This window comes from Pseudomonas sp. WS 5051 (genome assembly GCF_012985715.1).
GTDB classification, from domain to species: domain Bacteria; phylum Pseudomonadota; class Gammaproteobacteria; order Pseudomonadales; family Pseudomonadaceae; genus Aquipseudomonas; species Aquipseudomonas bubulae.
Genome location: NZ_JAAQWV010000002.1, coordinates 347,466 through 366,402, shown reverse-complemented (window position 1 = coordinate 366,402; position 18,937 = coordinate 347,466). Strand labels below are relative to the sequence as shown.

The window sequence follows — 18,937 nt, the reverse complement described above, 5'->3', positions numbered from 1 at the left end:
AAAGGCTCATTGAGTGAAGACTGAATCAGGCAGGGGCAGCCGCGGCGATGCTGTCGATGCAGGCCCCGACAGCTGAAGGGGCCTGCCAGAAGCGATCAGAATGCCAGGCCGACCTTCACGCCGAACTCGTCACGCTTGAGTTTGGTGTTGTCGGCAATTGGCGAATCTTCGTCGATTTTGTACTCAGTACGGGTGTAGTACACGCCTGCATTGATCGGCATATCACCGTTCTGGTTCATCAGCAGCGAAACTTCAGCGTAGGGGTTGGTGCGGTCTTTCATGTCGACGTTGCCGCTGCCGAAGCCATCGACTTTCAGCCGTGCGCGACCATCCATAGCGTGACGGGCGCCTACTTCTACACGCAGGGTCGAGGTGTCGAACTGGTGGTTGTAACCCAGTGCGGCCTTGGCAAACGGCGATTTGAAGGTCAACGTTGTATCCAGGTCGTTGATTTCAGGTTCGAAACGGGTCCAGCTGTAACCGCCACCGACGATAACGTCGACGAAGTTGCGGGCATCCAGCGCTGCGCGCCAGCCAAGGTCGAGGTCGGCCTGGGCTTCCTTGAGCTTGTTGTCGTTTTTCTTGCTGTATTTGGCTTCACCACCGATCTGGTAGATGAAACCGGATTCGGCGGTCATCTTGTTGCCAAAGTTGGCGAACACACCGGCCTGACCCATATCCTCCTTGTCGGATTTGCTACCCCCTTCGAATTTGAACTTGGTGTAGGAGCCCAGTAAACCGACGGTGAAGAGCGGGTCAGTGCTTGGGGCTGCCATCACTGCCAATGGTGCGCCGAACAGCGCCAGGGCACAGGTGTGACGCAGCAGTTTTGCGGTAAGCATTCGTGAATGTCTCCATGACGTAGATAAAAATGTTTACGGCTATTTAGATATAACGACTCTGATAAGTTCAGAGCGAATCGATAAGAAGCTAAAACCCGCTCCCAATCAAGTTTTGCTGCCCCATACCCACCGGGGTCTTTTTTGACCTTGAGCCGTTGTGGCTGCTCACCGCTATTGCAGGTTTGAGGGCTGCAAACCCGTGGCCATAGATCCCGGAGGAGCAAACACACTGAAAGAAATAACGCGCCTGTCGCCAATCAGGCGCGTGCTGCTTTAGTGCGTTACCAGCGTGTCCAGCGACTTGTCGACATACCCCTTGGCCAGCTCCACCAGGTGCATGGTCGACAACACCAGGTCGCGCGCAGGGCCGCTCAAACCATTCCCCGCCTCATTCGCGCAGGCACCCGCACAGCGCAACAAGTCTGACGCCTGGGCCAGGGCCGCTTCTGAATTGACACTGGACGGGATGGCAAACAGGGCCGTGCCTGAAGCGCGAACGGGCCTATGGCCTTGCAGGTAGAAATTGAGCGCACGGTCGGTGGCGGCACGGTCCAGCAACGGGTCGTTACCGTCAGCAGCATCGAGGGGTAAAACGGGTGGGTCGGGGGTGATCTTTTTCATGGCTTAACTCCAAACACGTTAAGGGAGCTGCCACTTTTCGCGACTAAACGAATGGGGTGGCAGCCGTGCGCAGGTTAGTCGTCCGGCGTGTTTGGGAACCGGTGTGCCCGAGGGCACCCTGCGCACGGCCACCATAAAACGCAGGCCGTAAAAAGCGCCTCACGGAGGTGGCGCCTTGCGCCAAACACAAAGACCGGGCGACTAAACCCGACCGCTGATTTTGCAGCGATGGGACGAGACTATTCCCCGATTTTAGGCGGCGCAAGCGAGCAAGATTTTCTAGGATGTTTCATTGGAATGAAAGCGAAACGTCGTACGAAACGGCTGATGTTAAAGGCCCAAAGCCTGCCACGATCCTGTCGCCGCTGCCGGCAACGAAGGCTGCGTTCCTCGGCAGCGGCGACAGGAGATTACGCAGCGCACACTTGCTTCTAACAGGCTGGTCGACCGCCGCAACAGGCGAATCAGGCCACATCCACCAGCACAATCTCGCTGTCTTCAATCGCGGTGACCCGTAGCAGGGTCTCATCGACAACGGCCACACCATCCCGTGCGCTGGCCCGAAGACCATTAACCTCGATCACCCCGGTGGCAGGCACCAGGTAGGCTCGCCGGCCGCTGTCCAGACGGTACTCGGCGGTTTCCCCGGCCTTAAGGTTCGCCGCTACCAGTCGCGCATCGGCACGAATGCGCAGGCTTTCAGGGTCGCCATCCTTGCCGCTGGCCAGGGTCACAAAACCCTCACGGCCGCCCTTGGGAAAAGGCTTGGCACCCCACGCCGGAGCATCACCCTGCTGGTTGGGTACGATCCAGATCTGGAAGATCCGGGTCGGTGTGGACTCCAGGTTGTATTCGCTATGCGCAATCCCGGTACCGGCGCTCATCACCTGTACATCACCGGCTTCGGTACGACCCTTGTTGCCCAGATTGTCTTCGTGGCTGATAGCACCTTCGCGGACATAAGTGATGATTTCCATGTCGCGGTGCGGGTGTTTCGGGAAGCCGGTGCCGGGGGCGATCACGTCGTCATTCCAGACCCGCAGGTTGCCCCAGTTCATCCGCTGCGGGTCGTAGTATTCGGCAAACGAAAAGTGATGATGGGCGTCCAGCCAGCCGTGGTTTGCTCCGCCCAGCGTATTGAAAGGTCTGAGTTCAAGCATGATGCTTCTCCTGAGAAGGGTGCCAAGGGTTGACCGGTTGGCGATGAGGTGATTCTCCATCAGCAACATATCGATAAAAAGCTGAAAAAATGCGTTAAACCAATCGGTTTAATAGATGCATTAGCAAGCCAGTCAATCGCTATTTACCTTTAATACAGGCTCTAAACGGCTGATGCCCAAGCAATTAGCTAGAAATCGGCGCGCAATGGGGTGACCATAGCCCCTCCACCCGGACAGCCTCACACCCTGGAGTCAGCGTGCCGCAACACAATCCCGAACTGCCTGAAGACCTTGCCCCCATTACCCAATTGCCCTTGCTCAAGCGCCTTGCCGCGCGTGTGTTTGGCAGTGGCTTGAGCCGTTTGCGCGCGCAACATGCGCCGTCCTGGCTGCAGGGCCAGGCAGACGGGTTCCGCAGCGGGCACAGTGCCGGGGTGGATTACGGTTTCAAAGAGGGGCATGCCGAAGGGCTCGAAGAGGGTCGCCAAGTGCTGTTTATCAGCGATATGCGCCCGCAGGAGCTGCGTGCTCCCGGGATCGACGAGCATCTGTTCGATGACTGGCGCCTGCCGCTGGGCCCGGAACTGAAAAAGCTGATCAAGGCCGACGTGGCTGCCAACCTGCCCGAGCATGCCCAGCCCAGTGCCGCACAGTGGAAGATGATCTTCAGTGATACCCCGTCGACCTCGGTGGTTGCAGGCGCCGGAGCCGGCAAGTCGACCTCGCTGGTGTTGCGCATTCTGCTACTGACCCATTACCTGGGCTTTGAACTCGATTCGATGACCGTGGTGACCTTTACCCGGGAGTCGCGCAAGGACTTTATCAAGAAGCTGCAGGAAATCTTCGCCTTGTGGGGGCGCAATCTGTCGCTCAAGGAAGCCCGGGATGTGGTGCGTACCTTTCACTCGCGGATTTTGCCCATGGTGCGCAGCTTGCCCGGCTATAGCCAGTTACAGGCCTTCGAGACCCTGAATAGCCGCAGCCTGCTCAACGACGACGAGACCGACAGCAACCCGTTTGACCTGCGGATCAACGATGCCCAGCGTCAGCAACTGAATGCCTGTTATCACGGGCTATATAACCGCGATGAGCGCTTCCGTCAGACCCTGGCACCACTGCGACTGCATGCCTTGCAGCTCAAGGAGCTGGAGCGCGACCATCCTGATGTGCAAAAACGCATGGCGGTGACCGAATTGGCCGCCAGGCGCGACGAAGAACTCTGCGACACCCTGGAAGACCTCTGGTTTGCCGCCGGCGCCTGGCCGATCAAAGGCATTGAGCCCAACCGCGAAACCATCGAGATCAATGGCGCGCAGTTCCATTGCCACGGCTATATTGCCGAGCTGGATGCCTGGGTGGTACTGGGCTTCGATCCCCGTGAAAACCCGCAGATCTGCCGCCCCGGTGCCAAGCTCAGCGTGCGCGCCGAGTGGGCAGTCAAGCGCACCCTGTTTCAAGCTTTTTGCAGCAAGCCATTGATATGGCTGGAAAACTACGAATCTGCGAAGCGTGTAGTCAGTGCCCTCGCCGGGGATGCCAGCGCAGGCCCCGGCTTTGATTACAAGCTCAAAGGTGAGTTGGGCTCGGCGCCTTTGCTCGACAGTTTTGTCGCCGCCGCCAGTTTTATTGAAAACCTGGGGCTGGACGTGGCCGCCGCAGTGGGCGATATGCGCTTTGCCAAGGATGATCCGGACCGTTTCTTTTTTGAGGCCTTGAGCCTGTTCTGGCGGGCGCTGGAAGACCACCTGCTGGCACAGACCCCGCCGGTGATGACCTATAACCGCATGTTCTCCCTGTTTGGCGAGAACACCCCGCAGAACTTCAAGCTGCTCAGCCATGAGCAACTGCGGCCGTTGTCGCATTTGATGATTGATGAGTTTCAGGATGTCTCACCACAGATCGTGTCCTGGCTACGCGCCAGCTTGCGCGAGATCCGCAGCCGTGGCCCGGCCATGCATGTAGGCCGTGGAGCCCAGCGTTCATCGTTGTTGTGTGTGGGCGATGACTGGCAATCGATCTACGGCTGGCGGGGCAGTTCGCCCAAATACTTCATGGAGTTCAACAAGGAATTTCCGTCACCTGCCACCACCCGGGTGATGCTCAGTGACAACTTTCGCAGCCATCAACACATCATCGATGCCGCCGAACATATCGTGCGTGCCGCGCCGTCGATTGCCGGCAAGCGGGCCAAGGCCAGCGGTGAGCCCAAGGTGGCAGTCCCGGTCAATGTGCTGCATCGCGATGACCAGGGGTTGGCCGCGCAGTTGATCGAGCATTACAACGCCGGGGACAGTATCTTGATGTTGTTTCGAAAAAGCAGCGATAAATTACTGATAGAAAAGGATATTCAATCAGTAGTTAATGTTGATTCGAGGTTGGCGCCGGAAGATCGCAGACTTAAGCAGCTGACCTATCACAGCTCCAAGGGCTTGCAGGCGGATGCTGTTTTCCTGCTGGGGGATTGTCAGCATCTGACAACCTCACCTTATAAGAACCAGGTTTACCGCATGGCCGGTCTGGGTAAGGAGGGTGACCCCGAGCCGTATGACAATGCCCAGAAAGATGAAATCCTGCGTCTGGCCTATGTCGGTATTACCCGGGCAGTGAAGCATTGTTACTGGTATGTGGAAAACCAGGATGCCCAGGGTCCGAATATCCCCAGGGCCTCGGACCGTGTGCCCCAGGGCAAGGCGTTCTTTCAGGACTTGCGACTCGCTCACAATAATTGAAGGGATACCTTTTGATTGATCTTCTGCTTGCCAAAAACAACAGTCTGCGCGTATTCGCCTTGTCAGCCCTGGCCCTGTGGACGGCCGGATGCAGTACCGGGGAGTCCGAGCAGCACAAGCCCTCCGAGTTGCCGCCTGCGCCCGAAATAGCCTCGGGTTTGCGTACCGATATGGCCCCGGTACACGCCACCCGGCATATGGCTGCTGCAGCCAACCCGCTGGCCACTGAGGCGGGGCAGCAAATACTGCGCAAGGGCGGCTCGGCAATCGATGCAGCAATCGCCATGCAAGCCGTACTTGCACTGGTTGAACCCCAGTCCAGTGGCCTGGGCGGCGGTGCGTTTATTCTGTACTGGGACGGCAAGCGGGTGCAGGCCTATGATGGCCGCGAAACTGCTCCGGCTGGTGCCACCCCGGGGATGTTCATGGGGGCAGAAGGTCAACCGATGCCTTTCTCCGAGGCCCAGATAGGCGGACGTTCAGTCGGCGTGCCCGGGGTGCTCAGGGCGCTGGAAATGGCCCATCAGCAGCATGGCAAACTGCCCTGGAGTGATCTGTTCCTACCGGCAATCAAACTGGCCAGCGAAGGTTTTCCTGTTTCCCAGCGCTTGCATACGCAAATCGCCGCCGACAGGTTTATCGCCGGCTCGGCGGAAATGGCCCGGTATTTCCTTACACCTCAAGGGCAAGCGTTGCCGGTTGGCACCTTGCTGAAAAACCCGGAACTTGCACGCACCTTGCAAACAATTGCCAGCCGTGGCGCCGATGGGTTTTACCAGGGGGCCGTCGCGCAGGCGATGGTCGACAACGTTCGATCCCACCCTCGTGCCGGGACCCTGTCCCTGGCGGATATCAGTGGTTACCAGGCCAGGGAGCGCACACCGGTGTGTGCGGACTACAAGCAGTGGCAAGTCTGCGGTATGCCACCACCGTCTTCGGGCGGTGTCGCGGTGTTGCAGACCCTGGGGATTCTTGAGGCCCTGCAAGATAAATCCCCGGCCCTCGATCTCGCCAGCATGCCCCCCGTACCGAGCAGCTCCGGTGCAGGTCTTGAGCCTTCGCCTTCAGCGGTACACCTGATCGCAGAAGCCGAGCGCCTGGCTTACGCTGACAGGGCACAGTACCTGGCGGACAGTGACTTCGTACCAGTCAATGTGAAAGGGCTGACGGATAAAGCCTATTTCAGGACGCGGGCCGCTCTGATCGGTGACAAGAGCATGGGCCGTGCCGAGGCCGGTGTTCCGGCAGGCATTAACCTTGCCCTGGCCCCTGATCGCTCGCCACTGCGCATTTCGACCTCCCACATATCCGCTGTCGATGACCAGGGCGGGGCGATCGCCATGACCACTTCGGTTGAGGCTGCGTTTGGTTCACACGTAATGACCCAGGGTTTTATCCTTAACAATCAGCTCACCGACTTCTCGTTTATTCCCGAAGAAAACGGCAAGCCGGTGGCCAACCGCATCGAGCCGGGCAAGCGCCCGCGCTCTTCAATGGCCCCGACCCTGGTGTTCGAACGCAAAAGTGGCGAATTGGTCGCAACTATTGGTTCACCGGGTGGCTCGCAAATCATCGAGTACGTCAACAAGTCGGTGGTTGGCCTGCTGGACTGGAAGCTGAACCCCCAGGACGCAATCAGCCTGCCCAACTTTGGCAGCCGCAATGTGGACACTGAGCTTGAGGCTGGCCGGTTCAGCCCGGCGCTGGTGCAACAGTTGCAGGACCGCGGGCACAAGGTGGCGCTGATCGAAATGACCAGTGGCACGCAGATTATTGTGCGTGACAACAACGGCTGGGTTGGTGGTGCCGATCCGCGACGTGAAGGTACAGCTTCAGGGGATTGATACGCAGTCAAAAGCCCCTTAGCCCAACCCTCTCCCGCACGGAGAGGGTACTGATCTGCCACAGAGCATCTACAGGCGCTGCAAAATCAGGCCTGTGCCTGCCATGCCAGCGGCGGCACAAAACTCTCGAGTTCGTCTTCTACGCATTGAATGAGGCGCCCCACCTGACCGGGGGTCATCACCGCCGAGCAGGGGATACCGGCGACGGTAATCACGGTTTCACCACTGGCACGGTCAAACAAGCGGGCGATCATGCTGCCTGGTGCGTCCATGGTTGCCTCGAAGCCCATCGGGTGAAAATGCCAGCGCATCAGTTGGCAGGCATTGGGGAAGGTGACTTTGTTGATGTTGTCCATGGGGTACATAGAGCAATTCCTTTAGCTCAAGATAAGGGGCGGTTGTTTCTGACCGCATAGGTTTTCAAGTATTTCGTGATCAAACCTAACACCCGGGAGAGTTGCTGCTAAGCCTTATTTTTCCCGCAACCCGGTTGTTTGCCCGTACTTTGATGTGAATCATGCACTTAGGTTATTTATCCGCAGCCAGTACCCATTGAAGCCCATGGGCAAACTCGGCACTCTGTGTTTTTTTACCTTCGAGCCCCCCATGCCAGCTCCAGACGACGGTCCCGAAAATACCCGCGCCACCGGCGAAACCGTGCTGCGTTACCACCTGTGCTGGAAGCACCGGGATCTGGACGGGGTAATGGCGTTGTATCACCCCGATGTGACCTACAACGACTTCTTCCAGAATCGGGTCATGGTGTTCAATGAACTGCGCGAGTATGTGCAGTCGTCCATGCCCAGAGAGCCGGATGAGGCCCTTGAGCACAGTGATCGCATCCGCCTGGATGGCAATACCGCGTTTATTCAATACCGCATGACTTTGCGCGGCAGCCAGGGCCTGGTTTCATTTCGCGCCAGTGAGGCGATTACCGTGCGCGACGGGCTCATCTGGCAAGTCAATGAGTACGCCTCGCTGGTGCATGAAGCGGCGGCCAGCCCGGCCCGGCAGGGCTCGTTGCGCCCGGCGGTGAGCCGTCTGGGGCTGTCGGCCCGTCAGCTGAGCTTTATGGCGCAAGACCTGCAAACCTACTTTGAACGCCAGCAACCCTTTCTTGACCCTGAACTCGACCTGCAGCAGGTAGCCAGGGCCTGCGGTTATACGCGCAATCAAATGTCGTATCTGCTTAATCAGGTGCTCGGACAAAGCTTTTACCGCTATGTGAATCAGGCGCGCCTGCGCCATGTTCTGGCGGCGATGGACGTAGCTGCTACTCCGGTCAAGGTTGATGAAATGGCCTTTGCAGCAGGCTTCAACTCGATTTCGGCGTTTTACAGCTGTTTTCGCCAGCACACCGGGCAATCGCCCAAAGCCTATGCCAAACAAATTTCTTTGCGGGCACGCACGCAAGACGTGCCCTGATGCCAGCGACTAGGATCGAGCCATTCCTGGATCGGTGTGGAGTCGGCAATGCCAGCATGGTGCTCAATCAGTTTGTGGATGGACCAGCTTGGGGAGGAACTCGCACCCCGACCGTCCCTTGAGCACGATCTGGATGTCGATGTGGCTATCATCGGCGCCGGATATACCGGGCTGTGGACCGCGTACTACCTCAAGCGCCATGCGCCTGAACTGAGCATTGCCATCGTCGAGGCACAAACAGCGGGCTTTGGTGCCTCCGGACGCAACGGCGGCTGGCTGATGGGCAACTTGCTGGGCGAAGACCGCTTGCTTGCAGGGTTGCCTGGGGAACAACGCCGGGAATCCTTCGACTTGTTGCACGGTATTCCTGATGAAGTGAAGAATGTTATCGATCGTGAGGGTATCGACTGCGATTACCGTAAAGGGGGCGCCTTGTATTGCGCGGCGCGCTACCCGGAGCAGGAGACCAGCTTGCGCAGTTATCTGGCCAGCCTGTATGCCGAAGGCCTGAACGAATCCGACTACCGCTGGCTCACCCCGGCCGAACTGGCGCAACAGATCCGCATCAACCGGCCTTATGGCGGGATTTTCACACCGCATATCGCCATCCTTCACCCGGCCAAACTGGTGCGTGGTTTGGCCCGCGCCGTTGAGCGCATGGGTGTACAGATCTACGAACAAAGCCCGGTATCCGAGTGGCAGGCAGGGTTCCTTCGCACGGCCAGGGCGCAGGTGCGCAGCCGCTGGGTGGTGCCTGCCGTGGAAGGTTATGCCAACACCCTGGCGCCTTTGGGCCGCTATCAACTGCCGGTACAGAGTCTGATCGTGGCAACAGAGCCATTGCCTCAAGCCACGTGGGACGAGATTGGCCTGTGCAAGGGCCAGGCCTTCAGTGAGAGCAGCCGTCAGGTCACTTACGGCCAGCGCACGGCCGACAACCGCCTGGTATTTGGTGCCCGGGGCGGATATCAGTTTGGCGGGCGCCTGCGTGAGAACTTTGACCTCAGCAGCGATGAAATCGAACTGCGTCGCTATTTATTCAGCGAACTGTTCCCGCAACTGAAAAACGTTGAAATCAGCCATGCATGGGGTGGCAACCTGGGGATGTCGCGACGTTTTCAGCCGCACATGCTGTGTGATCGGCAGCAGGGCATTGCCCTGGCCGGCGGCTACGGTGGCGAGGGCGTGGGGGCCAGCCATCTGGGCGGGCGCACCCTGGCCGACCTGATCCTGCAGCGCGACACCCTGGAAGTCCGCCAGCCCTGGGTCTTGACCGAAGGCGGGTTGGGTGCGCTGAAGAGCTGGGAGCCAGAGCCGTGCCGCTGGCTGGGTTACAACGCAATCATTCGCAGCTTTGTGTACGAAGACAAAACCCTGGCCAACGCCAACAGCCCGCCTTGGCGTCGGCAATTTGCCCGCCGCCTGGCCGGGGTGATGGAAGGCTTTATGAAGTAATCCGACATTTGCGTTCAACAGGAAGCACGCCATGAGCATTACCCAGTTCAAAAACACCGCCCAGGTGACGTTGCAGGAGTCTTTCCCCGTGGCCGAGCCCCTCGGTACACCGGTGGCGGTGACCTCGGTGACCTGCGTGGAGCGTAACGACGGCGTCGAAACCGGTATCTGGGAATGCACCCCGGGCCGATGGCGTCGCCAGATCATGGAGCAGGAGTTCTGCCACTTCATTCAAGGCCGCTGCACCTTTACTCCGGACAACGGTGAAACCCTGACCATAGAAGCGGGCGATGCACTGATGTTGCCTGCCAACAGCACCGGTATCTGGGATATCCAGGAAACCGTGCGCAAGACCTATGTATTGATCCTTTGATCGCCGAAACCTGCCTATAAAAACAGCTGCCCAAAACATGCAAGGAATCGAATCATGATCCGTATAAGCCTGTTGCCCCTGATGCTGACCACTACCTTGTGTCAGGCCGGTGAAACCGTAAAAGTCTATAACTGGTCGGATTACATTGCCCCTGACACGATGAAGAACTTTCAGCGCGATACCGGCATTGCTTTCAGCTATGACCTGTTTGACAGCAACGAAACGCTGGACGGCAAGTTGATGACGGGCTCATCCGGTTATGACGTGGTGTTTCCGTCCAACCACTTTATGGCGCGGCAGATCCAGGGCAAGGCGCTGAAGAAGCTCGACAAGAGCCAGTTGCCAAACTGGAAGAATCTCAACCCGGTGCTGCTCAAGGCACTGCAGGTCAATGATCCGGGCAACGAACATGGTTTTCCTTACCTGTGGGGCAGCACCGGCATTGGCTATAACATCGCCAAAGTAAAAGCCGTGCTGGGGGATGACGCGCCGGTGGATTCCTGGGATCTGATCTTCAAGCCCGAGAATATGGAGAAACTCAAATCCTGCGGCGTGGCGATTCTGGATAATGGCCCGGAGATCTTGCCAGCGGCACTCAACTACCTGGGGTTGCCTCATCACAGCAAAAACCCGGCTGACTACAAGAAAGCTGAAGAGATGCTGCTCAAGGTCCGACCTTATATCAGCTACTTTCACTCATCGAAGTACACCAGCGACCTAGCCAACGGCAATATTTGCGTGGCCGTAGGCTTCTCTGGCGATATCTTGCAGGCCGAAACCCGCGCTAAAGAGGCCGGAAATGGCGTCGAAATCGGTTATTCGATTCCCAGGGAAGGTGCCGCCATCTGGTTTGACATGGTTGCCATGCCCGCCGATGCACCTGACGAAAAAGCTGCTTACAGCTTTATGAACTACCTGCTGCGCCCGGATGTAATGGCCGGGATCACCAACTACGTGCACTACGCCAATGGCAACGAGCAGGCCGATGCCTTGGTCAGCCCTGAAATCAAGGCTGACACCAAGGTCTATCCAACCCCCGCCATGATGGACAAGCTGTTTGCCCTGGAGGCCATGCCGCTGAATATTGACCGGGTACGCACGCGTGTCTGGACCAATATCAAAAGCGGCAAGTAACTAGCGCAATGCTTGCGGGTTGACCAGATTGGCCGGGCGTTCACCGGCCAATGCCGCCAGCAGGTTTTCGACCGCGCAACGGGCCATGGCCTCGCGGGTTTCGAAGGTGGCCGAACCGATATGTGGCGTGGCCACCACGTTATCCAGCTTCAGCAAGGGCGAGGTCAGTTCCAGCGGTTCGCGCTCGAACACATCCAGCCCGGCAGCGCGGATCTGACCTTGTTGCAGGGCGTTGATCAGCGCCGCTTCGTCCACCACTTTGCCTCGGGAGATATTGATAAAAATGCTCTCGCGGCGCATCAGGGCAAATTGCTCGGCGCCGATCAAACCCTCGGTTTGTGCGGTCAGGGGCAAGGTCAGGCAGATAAAGTCGGCTTCTTGCAGCAGCTCGTCGAGGCTGCGGTACTGCGCATTGAAACGCGCCTCTACCGCGGGTTTGGGCGAGTTGCTGTGGTAAATCACCGGCATGCCGAAGCCAAAATGGCCGCGCTGGGCCAGGGCTTCGCCGATGCGGCCCATGCCGATAATACCCAGGGTCTTGCCGTGAACGTCGGTGCCGAAATGCTCTGGGCCGACGTTTTTCTGCCATTCGCCGTTGCGCACCATGTTGGCCAGTTCAACCACCCGCCGGGCGCTGGCCAGGACCAGGGCAAAGCCGGTGTCTGCAGTGGTTTCGGTGAGCACGTCAGGCGTGTTGGTGAGCTGGATCTTGCGCTCGGTCATATAGTCGATGTCGTAGTTGTCGACACCCACCGACACACTGGCCACTGCTTCAAGGTTCGGTGCCAGGTCCAGCAGTTGCGCATCCAGCTTCAGGCTTGCGCCCAGAATGCCTTGCGCCCGGGGCAGGGCGGCACGCAGTTGGTCCATGCCTGCGGCGTCAAGCTTCTTGATCAGCGTGACATCGGCCTGGGCTTGCAGGCGCTGCATCAGTTCCGGGGACAGTTCTTTGTAGAGCACTACATTCTTTTTCAAGGGATTCACCGACATTGAATTCAAGAGTGGGCCAGACGTTGCGAGGTGCTGTGTTGCGGCGCAGCAGGGTCTTTGGCAGCGGGTTTGAGCATGAGGGTCAGCAGTACCGAAATCATCAGCGCGCCACTCATCAACAGAAACGATGCGCCCGTCGAGCCGGTGGAGCTGTTCAGGTAACCCACCAGGTACGAACCGGCAAACGAACCCAGTGCGCCCATGCTGTTGATCAGCGCCATGGCTCCACCGGCCACGTTGGAGGGCAGGATTTCCGGAATGATGGCGAAAAACGGACCATAAGGGGCGTACATGCAACCGCCGGCGATCACCAGTAACACGTAGGACCACCAGAAGTGTTCAGCGCCCAGCATGTAGGAAGCGTAGAACGCCACAGACGCGATCAGCAGCGGTGGCCAGACGAAGCGTTTGCGCTTTTGCATTTTGTCCGAGCCCCAGGACACCACCAGCATCGCAATCACGGCTGCCAAATAGGGCAGGGCCGAGAGCCAGCCAGCTTCGATCATGTCCATCTGCGCGCCTTGCTTGAGAATCGAAGGCAGCCACAGGACAAAGCCGTAGACGCCGATGCTCCAGCAGAAAAACTGCAAGGCCAGCAGGATAACGGCGGGCGTACGGAACGCTGCAGCGTAGTTTTTCACCGGCTTGAGGCCCACTTGCTCGGCATCCAGTGCGCTTTGCAGGTCTTGTTTCTCCTGATTGCTCAGCCATTTGGCTTCGCTTGGACGGTCATCGGCCAGGCGCCACCAGATAAAGGCCCAAAGCACTGCAGGCAGACCTTCGACGATAAACATCCAGCGCCAGCTGTAATGCTGCACCAGATAACCCGATACCACTGACATCCACAACATGGTCACCGGGTTGCCCAGGATCAGGAAGGTGTTGGCCCGCGAGCGTTCGGCACGGGTGAACCAGTGGCACAGGTACACCAGCATGGCCGGCATTACGGCGGCTTCAACCACTCCGAGGGTAAAACGGATAACAATCAGCCAGTAGGCGTTGGACACCACGCCGGTCAATGTGGCCAGGCTGCCCCAGAGGATCAGGCTGACAAAAATCAGCTTTTTCACACTGTTTCTCTGGGCGTAGATCGCCCCGGGTACCTGGAAGAAGAAATAGCCAAGAAAGAACAGCGCGCCCAGCAACGACGACAGCCCGGGAGTGATGTTCAGGTCTTCGGCCATTCCTGAGGCAGCTGCGAAACCGTAGTTGGCACGGTCAAGGTACGCCAGGCTGTAGGTGATAAACACGATCGGCATGATGTACCACCAACGACGGGCGGCGAGTTTTAGGGATTGCATAGAGGGTGCTCCTGAGCTTGTTTTTGTTTTTTCGCAGCAGGTGACAGGTCAAGCAGATAGCGGTGTTTCAAGAGGCGCGTGCAGCGCGTTGTAGTGGTTCAGTTCGTCGCGGGTGGGCAGGCCTTCCATATCGCCGCGGCTCTGTACGGCGCGACTGCCAATCCAGTTGCCGCGCTGTACGGCCTCGGCAAAACCGAGATTTTCCAGCAAGGCACTGACTACCCCGACGGCAAAGCCATCACCGGCACCCACGGTGTCGATAACGTTGGCCACCGGCACAGCCGGGACAAACTGCTCAACCTGGGCGGTGCGATAAAACGCGCCTTTGGCCCCCAGCTTGATAATCACGGCTTCAGCACCCTGGTCGAGATAGAAGGCGGCGATATCGGACGGGTCTTCAAAACCTGTCAGTAGCCGGCCCTCACTCAAGCCCGGCAGAACCCAGTCGGCGTGGGCAGCAAGCGCATTGATGTCGCGAATCATCTGTTGTTCGCTGGCCCACAACGATGGGCGCAGATTCGGATCGAACGACACACTGTTACCTGCTGCGCGCATCGACTTCATCAGCTCAAAGGACAGTTCATTGCAGCTGGCCGACAGCGCAGGCGGTATGCCGGTGGCGTGCAGGTGGCGGGCGCCGAACAACTGCGGGTTGAGCACGGAGCGGTCCATATGGCTGGCGGCCGAACCGCGGCGGAAGTACTCCACCTGTGGGTCGCTGCCGTCGTCAACGCGGGATTTGAACTGAAAGCCCGTGGGATGTTGCGTATCAGTGGTCACGTACTGGCAGTTCAGCCCTTCGGCTTGCAGTGCATGGCGTACAAAGCGCCCCAGGGAGTCCGCGCCCACTCGGCTCAACCAGGCGACATTGAAGCCCAGTCGCGCAAGGCCAATGGCCACGTTGCTGTCCGCCCCGGCGATGCGTTTGTGGAACCGTTCGACCAGGGCCAGATCGCCAGTTTCTTCAGCCACCAGCATGGCCATGGTTTCGCCAAACGACAGCACATCGACCTTAGACATGGCTCAACTCCTGTTGTTTTTGGCTCAAGCGCGCCAGTACGGCGACGTGTTCCTGGGTCAAGCCGTCCAGATCCGAGCCCTGCAGCGGATATTCGATGGCCCGGGTCAGACCGTGGGGCATATGGGTCATCAGGTGCTGCCAGTGCTGCAGGTCGGTGTCGGTTGGCGGTGTGGCGACCAGTTTGCCGTCCGGGCGACGGCTCACGCCTTTGCAGTGCAGATAGGTGACGTAGCGGCCCAGCAGGCGGGCTGCGGTACTGGCCGACTGATCCTGCCAGTGCCAGTTGCCGATATCGAAGGTCATGCTGATTGGCGCTTGCTGTTGTTCAACCTGATCGAAAAAACGCTGCATGGGCTCAATGCGCCCACCGTAGGAGGTCTGGTCGTTTTCTACCAGCAGGCGTACAGGTTGCTGGTTGAGCAGGGCAGCGAGGTTTTGCAGGTCACAGTGTTCGGTGAAATAGCCCAGTGACACTTTCAGCCATTGGGCGCCGAAAGCGTGGGCGCGCTGCAAGGTGGCCAGCAGTTGGGTATTGGGCCGCGATTGCCCGGCTTCCCACAGTTCCAGTGGCGATGAGAACACGCATTCAAGCCCGTTATCCTGCACGGCCTGGCTGAATGTGGTCGGATCTTCTGTGGTCAGCAGTTCTTCGCGCAGTTCGATGCGTGACACACCGGCGTTGGCCAACACTTCAATAAAGCTGGCCTGGCCGCGCTGGCGAACCAGATCGGCACCGTAGCTCGACAAACTGATGGAAACGGGAAATGTAGTCATTGTCATTATTCTCTGAAACCGGTTTCATTTTGTTGTGCATCAAACGGCCGGTAACCGGGTCAAGGTTGTCAGCCGGTAATGTGTCAGGCAGTCATGGGTGATCGGGTTGAGCCGCGAACAATCAATTGAGGGGCAAAATCCAGTGCCAGGGGTGCAGATTTGTCACCGCCCAGGCGTTTAAGCAGGCAGTCAAAAGCGCTGGCACCGATCTGTTGCGTAGGCTGGGCCAGGGCAGTGATGCCGTTACCCACCAGCGGGAACCATTCCAGGTCATCCAGGGCAATCAGGCCCACGTCTTCAAACAAGCGGCAATTCAAGTCGCGCAGCACCTGGGTACAAGCCAGCGCAGCCAGGCCGTTGGCACAAAATATGGACTTGGGGCCGTGGCCGGGTGCTTGCATGAAGGACTGGATGGCAGCACGAAGGCCTGTACCGGTTTTTACTACGGCGCCGTGCAGGGCAGGGCGCGCGGCCAACTGGCGGGTAAAACTGTCGATGCGCTCGATTCGCGAACTGGTGCCATCGACCGGCTCACTGACCATCAGCACATCGCGATAGCTCTGCTGCTCAAGATGCTCCACAGCCATGCGCACCGCGTCAGCGTTATCGAGGCCGACCAGATCGGTATGCAGTTGCTCGACTTTGCGGTCGATCAGCACGATGGGCATTTCCTGATGCAGTTCTTGCAGTGCGTCAGGGTCATGGCCAAGGGTGTTAAGGATCAATCCTTCGATATTGTAGGAGCGTAGCGCTGCCAGATGCTGACGCTCTTGCTCGTCATTACGGTCGGTATTGCACACCACCAGGTTGTAGCCGTGCAGGCGGCAGGCGGTTTCGACGCCGTGCATGACGGCAATGGAGTAGGGGTTGCGGATATCGGCCACCAGCATGCCGATCAGCCGTGTGCGTCCGCGTTTCAGGCCACGGGCCATTTGATTTGGGCGATAGCCCAGGTCATTGATGGCGCGCTCGATCCGTTCGGCGATGGCTACGGAGAGCAAGGCGCGGTCTTCGCCGATAAAGCGTGACACGCTGGCCTTGGAGACGCCGGCGCGCTGGGCAACATCGAGCATGGTTACGCGGGAGCGTTGAGCTGCGGAAAAACTGTTCACGGCCTGAAACCTTTTATTGGTGTTATCGCAGGCGATTTCGCGGGTGGGCGCTGAAACCGGTTTCATGGAAACCCAAATACCCTGATGACGTCAAGTGACAATGGTTTTAAGGGATACCCGGACCTGTAGCCGCTGAGGAGCGAAGCGAGGCTGCGATCGGCTGCGCAGCAGTCGTAGAACCAGGCCGCTCGACCTCTCAGACATACCGAAATTGCCGGTTTTACGAGCGCTTCGCGCCTCAGCGACTACAACGATCAGGCAACTTGCTAGTTGCGACGCAAACTTGTCAGTTAGCGACGTTGCACATATAAAAATCGAGAAGTTGTCGTGGCGAGAAAGTTATATGACGAGTGTTATATCAATCTGCTTTCGGCCCAGGTTAGAGACGAACGGGAAGCCGTTTAATTTAACTTTTTATAATTAGACCAGGCAGTCAGTTAGTGGCCGATAGCGGATAAAAAAATACTGCCGGTCAAGTATTCAATGTTTCCGGGAACTTGCGCCGTTTGCGCAAATAAGCCGTAAAAAAGTACTGGACTAAATATTTCAGATTGTGTCAGTTTTGCTCCGCCATAAACGGCGAGTGATAGGACGATCTCGCCAAGGGGTCGTCGTGGTCTGTCAATAAACTTTCTACTGCTAAACAAGGAAATGTTTACATGTCGAAACTTAAAGAGAAAGCGGCACTGTCCGTTGGCCAGGTACAAGCGGCAAGCGCCAGCAGTTCTGCCTTCACTCAGATTGATAACTTTAGCCATTTCTATGATCGTGGTGATCATCTGGTCAATGGCAAACCTTCGCTCACTACCGACCAGGCCGCCGATCAGCTCACGCGCTCCGGCGCCAGTTGGCACGACCTCAACGGCGATGGTGTGATCAACCTTACCTACACGTTCCTCACGGCACCGCCGGTGGGTTACGCGACCCGTGGCCTGGGCACTTTCAGCCAGTTCTCCTCGCTGCAGAAAGAGCAGGCCAAGCTGTCGCTGGAATCCTGGGCCGATGTGGCCAAGGTGACCTTCACTGAAGGCGCTGCAGTCCGTGGCGGTGATGGCCACATGACCTTTGCCAATTTCAGTGCAAGTAACGGCGGTGCGGCGTTTGCCTATCTACCCAGCAGTTCGCGCAAGGGTGAGTCGTGGTACTTGATCAACAAGGATTATGCGGTCAACAAGACCCCGGGTGAAGGCAATTATGGTCGCCAGACCCTGACCCATGAAATCGGCCATACACTGGGCCTGTCGCACCCGGGTGACTACAACGCCGGCAATGGCAACCCGACCTACCGGGATGCGGTGTATGGCGAAGACACCCGTGCCTACAGTGTTATGAGCTACTGGAGTGAAAGCAACACCGGCCAGCATTTCACCAATAGTGGCGAAGGTGCTTACGCCTCTGCGCCATTGCTGGATGATATTGCGGCGGTGCAGAAACTCTATGGCGCCAACCTCGAAACCCGCGCTGGCGATACGGTCTATGGCTTCAACTCCACCGCCGATCGTGATTTCTACAGCGCGACGTCTGCCAGTTCCAAGCTGATTTTCTCGGTGTGGGACGGTGGCGGCAACGACACCCTGGACTTCTCCGGCTTTAGCCAGAACCAGAAGATCAACCTCACCGCCGGTTCGTTCTCCGATGTTGGCGGCATGACCGGCAACGTGTCGATTGCCCAGGGCGTCACCGTGGAAAACGCCATTGGCGGTTCGGGCAACGATCTGCTGATCGGCAACAGCGCTGACAATGTGCTCAAGGGCGGCGCCGGCAACGACATTATCTATGGCGGCGGCGGTGCTGATACCTTGTGGGGCGGTACGGGTTCAGATGTGTTTGTGTTTGGCGCGGTGTCTGACTCTGCGCCGGGTGCATCCGATATCATCATGGACTTCCAGTCCGGTATCGACAAAATTGATATATCGGCCATCACCAAGCTGGCCGGGCTTAACTTTGTCGAGGCCTTTACCGGCCGTGCCGGTGAAGCGATTGTCAGCTATGACACGGCCAGCAACCTGGGCCACTTTGCGGTCGATTTCAGCGGTCATGCCGTTGCCGACTTCCTGGTGAACACTGTGGGCCAAGTGGCAACTTACGACATCGTTGTCTAAGCCTGCCGGTACACGGGCAGCGCGCAAGCGCTGCCCTCTGCCAGGAAGCCTGAA

The 18,937-nt window shown here is 58.2% G+C and carries 16 protein-coding genes; 7 read left to right on the top strand and 9 right to left on the bottom strand.

The genetic code is table 11. The annotated features are described in order from the left end of the window. Positions 1-95: 95 nt before the first annotated feature. From HBN79_RS04000 to HBN79_RS03990, 3 genes are all read right to left on the bottom strand, one after another. Complete coding sequence (locus tag HBN79_RS04000) at positions 96-842, bottom strand: outer membrane beta-barrel protein (RefSeq protein WP_095000140.1); 747 nt, start codon at positions 840-842, stop codon at positions 96-98. A 273-nt stretch (positions 843-1,115) separates the two neighbouring features. Further along, entirely contained in the window at positions 1,116-1,463 is a 348-nt protein-coding gene (locus tag HBN79_RS03995) for a DUF3077 domain-containing protein (RefSeq protein WP_095038908.1), read from the bottom strand. A gap of 464 nt (positions 1,464-1,927) precedes the next feature. After that, entirely contained in the window at positions 1,928-2,623 is a 696-nt protein-coding gene (locus HBN79_RS03990; protein ID WP_095023365.1) for a pirin family protein, read from the bottom strand. 257 nt (positions 2,624-2,880) lie between these two features. Between HBN79_RS03990 and HBN79_RS03985 the strand changes: the two genes are divergently transcribed. Beyond that, a complete protein-coding gene (locus tag HBN79_RS03985; protein ID WP_169916334.1) occupies positions 2,881-5,352 on the top strand; it encodes a UvrD-helicase domain-containing protein in 2,472 nt (823 codons plus the stop codon). Positions 5,353-5,426: 74 nt separating this feature from the next. After that, positions 5,427-7,196: a gamma-glutamyltransferase gene (ggt, locus tag HBN79_RS03980; protein ID WP_262372269.1), complete on the top strand. Its 1,770-nt coding sequence runs from the start codon at positions 5,427-5,429 to the stop codon at positions 7,194-7,196. A gap of 86 nt (positions 7,197-7,282) precedes the next feature. Here the strand turns inward: ggt and HBN79_RS03975 are convergent, their stop codons facing one another. Beyond that, positions 7,283-7,561 (bottom strand): DUF1652 domain-containing protein, encoded by a 279-nt coding sequence (locus tag HBN79_RS03975; RefSeq protein WP_169916333.1) that lies wholly within the window; start codon positions 7,559-7,561, stop codon positions 7,283-7,285. Between the two features lie 241 nt (positions 7,562-7,802). Between HBN79_RS03975 and HBN79_RS03970 the strand changes: the two genes are divergently transcribed. From HBN79_RS03970 to HBN79_RS03955, 4 genes are read left to right on the top strand one after another with little or no spacing between them, the layout of a single operon-like run. Next, on the top strand, positions 7,803-8,621 hold the full coding sequence (locus HBN79_RS03970) for a helix-turn-helix domain-containing protein (protein WP_169916332.1): 819 nt from the start codon (positions 7,803-7,805) through the stop codon (positions 8,619-8,621). 48 nt (positions 8,622-8,669) lie between these two features. After that, positions 8,670-10,076, top strand: a complete 1,407-nt coding sequence (locus HBN79_RS03965; protein WP_169916331.1) for an FAD-dependent oxidoreductase — start codon at positions 8,670-8,672, stop codon at positions 10,074-10,076. Between the two features lie 31 nt (positions 10,077-10,107). Then, positions 10,108-10,449: a cupin domain-containing protein gene (locus tag HBN79_RS03960; RefSeq protein ID WP_095024644.1), complete on the top strand. Its 342-nt coding sequence runs from the start codon at positions 10,108-10,110 to the stop codon at positions 10,447-10,449. A 54-nt stretch (positions 10,450-10,503) separates the two neighbouring features. Continuing rightward, entirely contained in the window at positions 10,504-11,583 is a 1,080-nt protein-coding gene (locus HBN79_RS03955) for a polyamine ABC transporter substrate-binding protein (protein WP_169916330.1), read from the top strand. Here HBN79_RS03955 and HBN79_RS03950 read toward each other — a convergent pair whose 3' ends face one another. From HBN79_RS03950 to HBN79_RS03930, 5 genes are all read right to left on the bottom strand, one after another. Further along, positions 11,584-12,558, bottom strand: a complete 975-nt coding sequence (locus tag HBN79_RS03950) for a D-glycerate dehydrogenase (protein WP_095038919.1) — start codon at positions 12,556-12,558, stop codon at positions 11,584-11,586. It abuts the gene before it with no gap. A 20-nt stretch (positions 12,559-12,578) separates the two neighbouring features. Further along, a complete protein-coding gene (locus HBN79_RS03945; protein WP_150628320.1) occupies positions 12,579-13,874 on the bottom strand; it encodes an MFS transporter in 1,296 nt (431 codons plus the stop codon). Positions 13,875-13,922: 48 nt separating this feature from the next. Continuing rightward, positions 13,923-14,894, bottom strand: a complete 972-nt coding sequence (locus tag HBN79_RS03940; protein WP_095026224.1) for a sugar kinase — start codon at positions 14,892-14,894, stop codon at positions 13,923-13,925. After that, complete coding sequence (locus tag HBN79_RS03935) at positions 14,887-15,669, bottom strand: TIM barrel protein (RefSeq protein WP_095000149.1); 783 nt, start codon at positions 15,667-15,669, stop codon at positions 14,887-14,889. Before HBN79_RS03935 ends, HBN79_RS03940 begins: the two co-directional genes overlap by 8 nt. 83 nt (positions 15,670-15,752) lie before the next feature. Next, positions 15,753-16,781: a LacI family DNA-binding transcriptional regulator gene (locus HBN79_RS03930; protein WP_169916329.1), complete on the bottom strand. Its 1,029-nt coding sequence runs from the start codon at positions 16,779-16,781 to the stop codon at positions 15,753-15,755. 659 nt (positions 16,782-17,440) lie between these two features. Between HBN79_RS03930 and HBN79_RS03925 the strand changes: the two genes are divergently transcribed. Beyond that, the gene (locus HBN79_RS03925) at positions 17,441-18,883 is read left to right on the top strand and encodes a serralysin family metalloprotease (protein ID WP_169916328.1); all 1,443 of its coding nucleotides are present in this window, start codon (positions 17,441-17,443) and stop codon (positions 18,881-18,883) included. Positions 18,884-18,937: the final 54 nt, after the last annotated feature.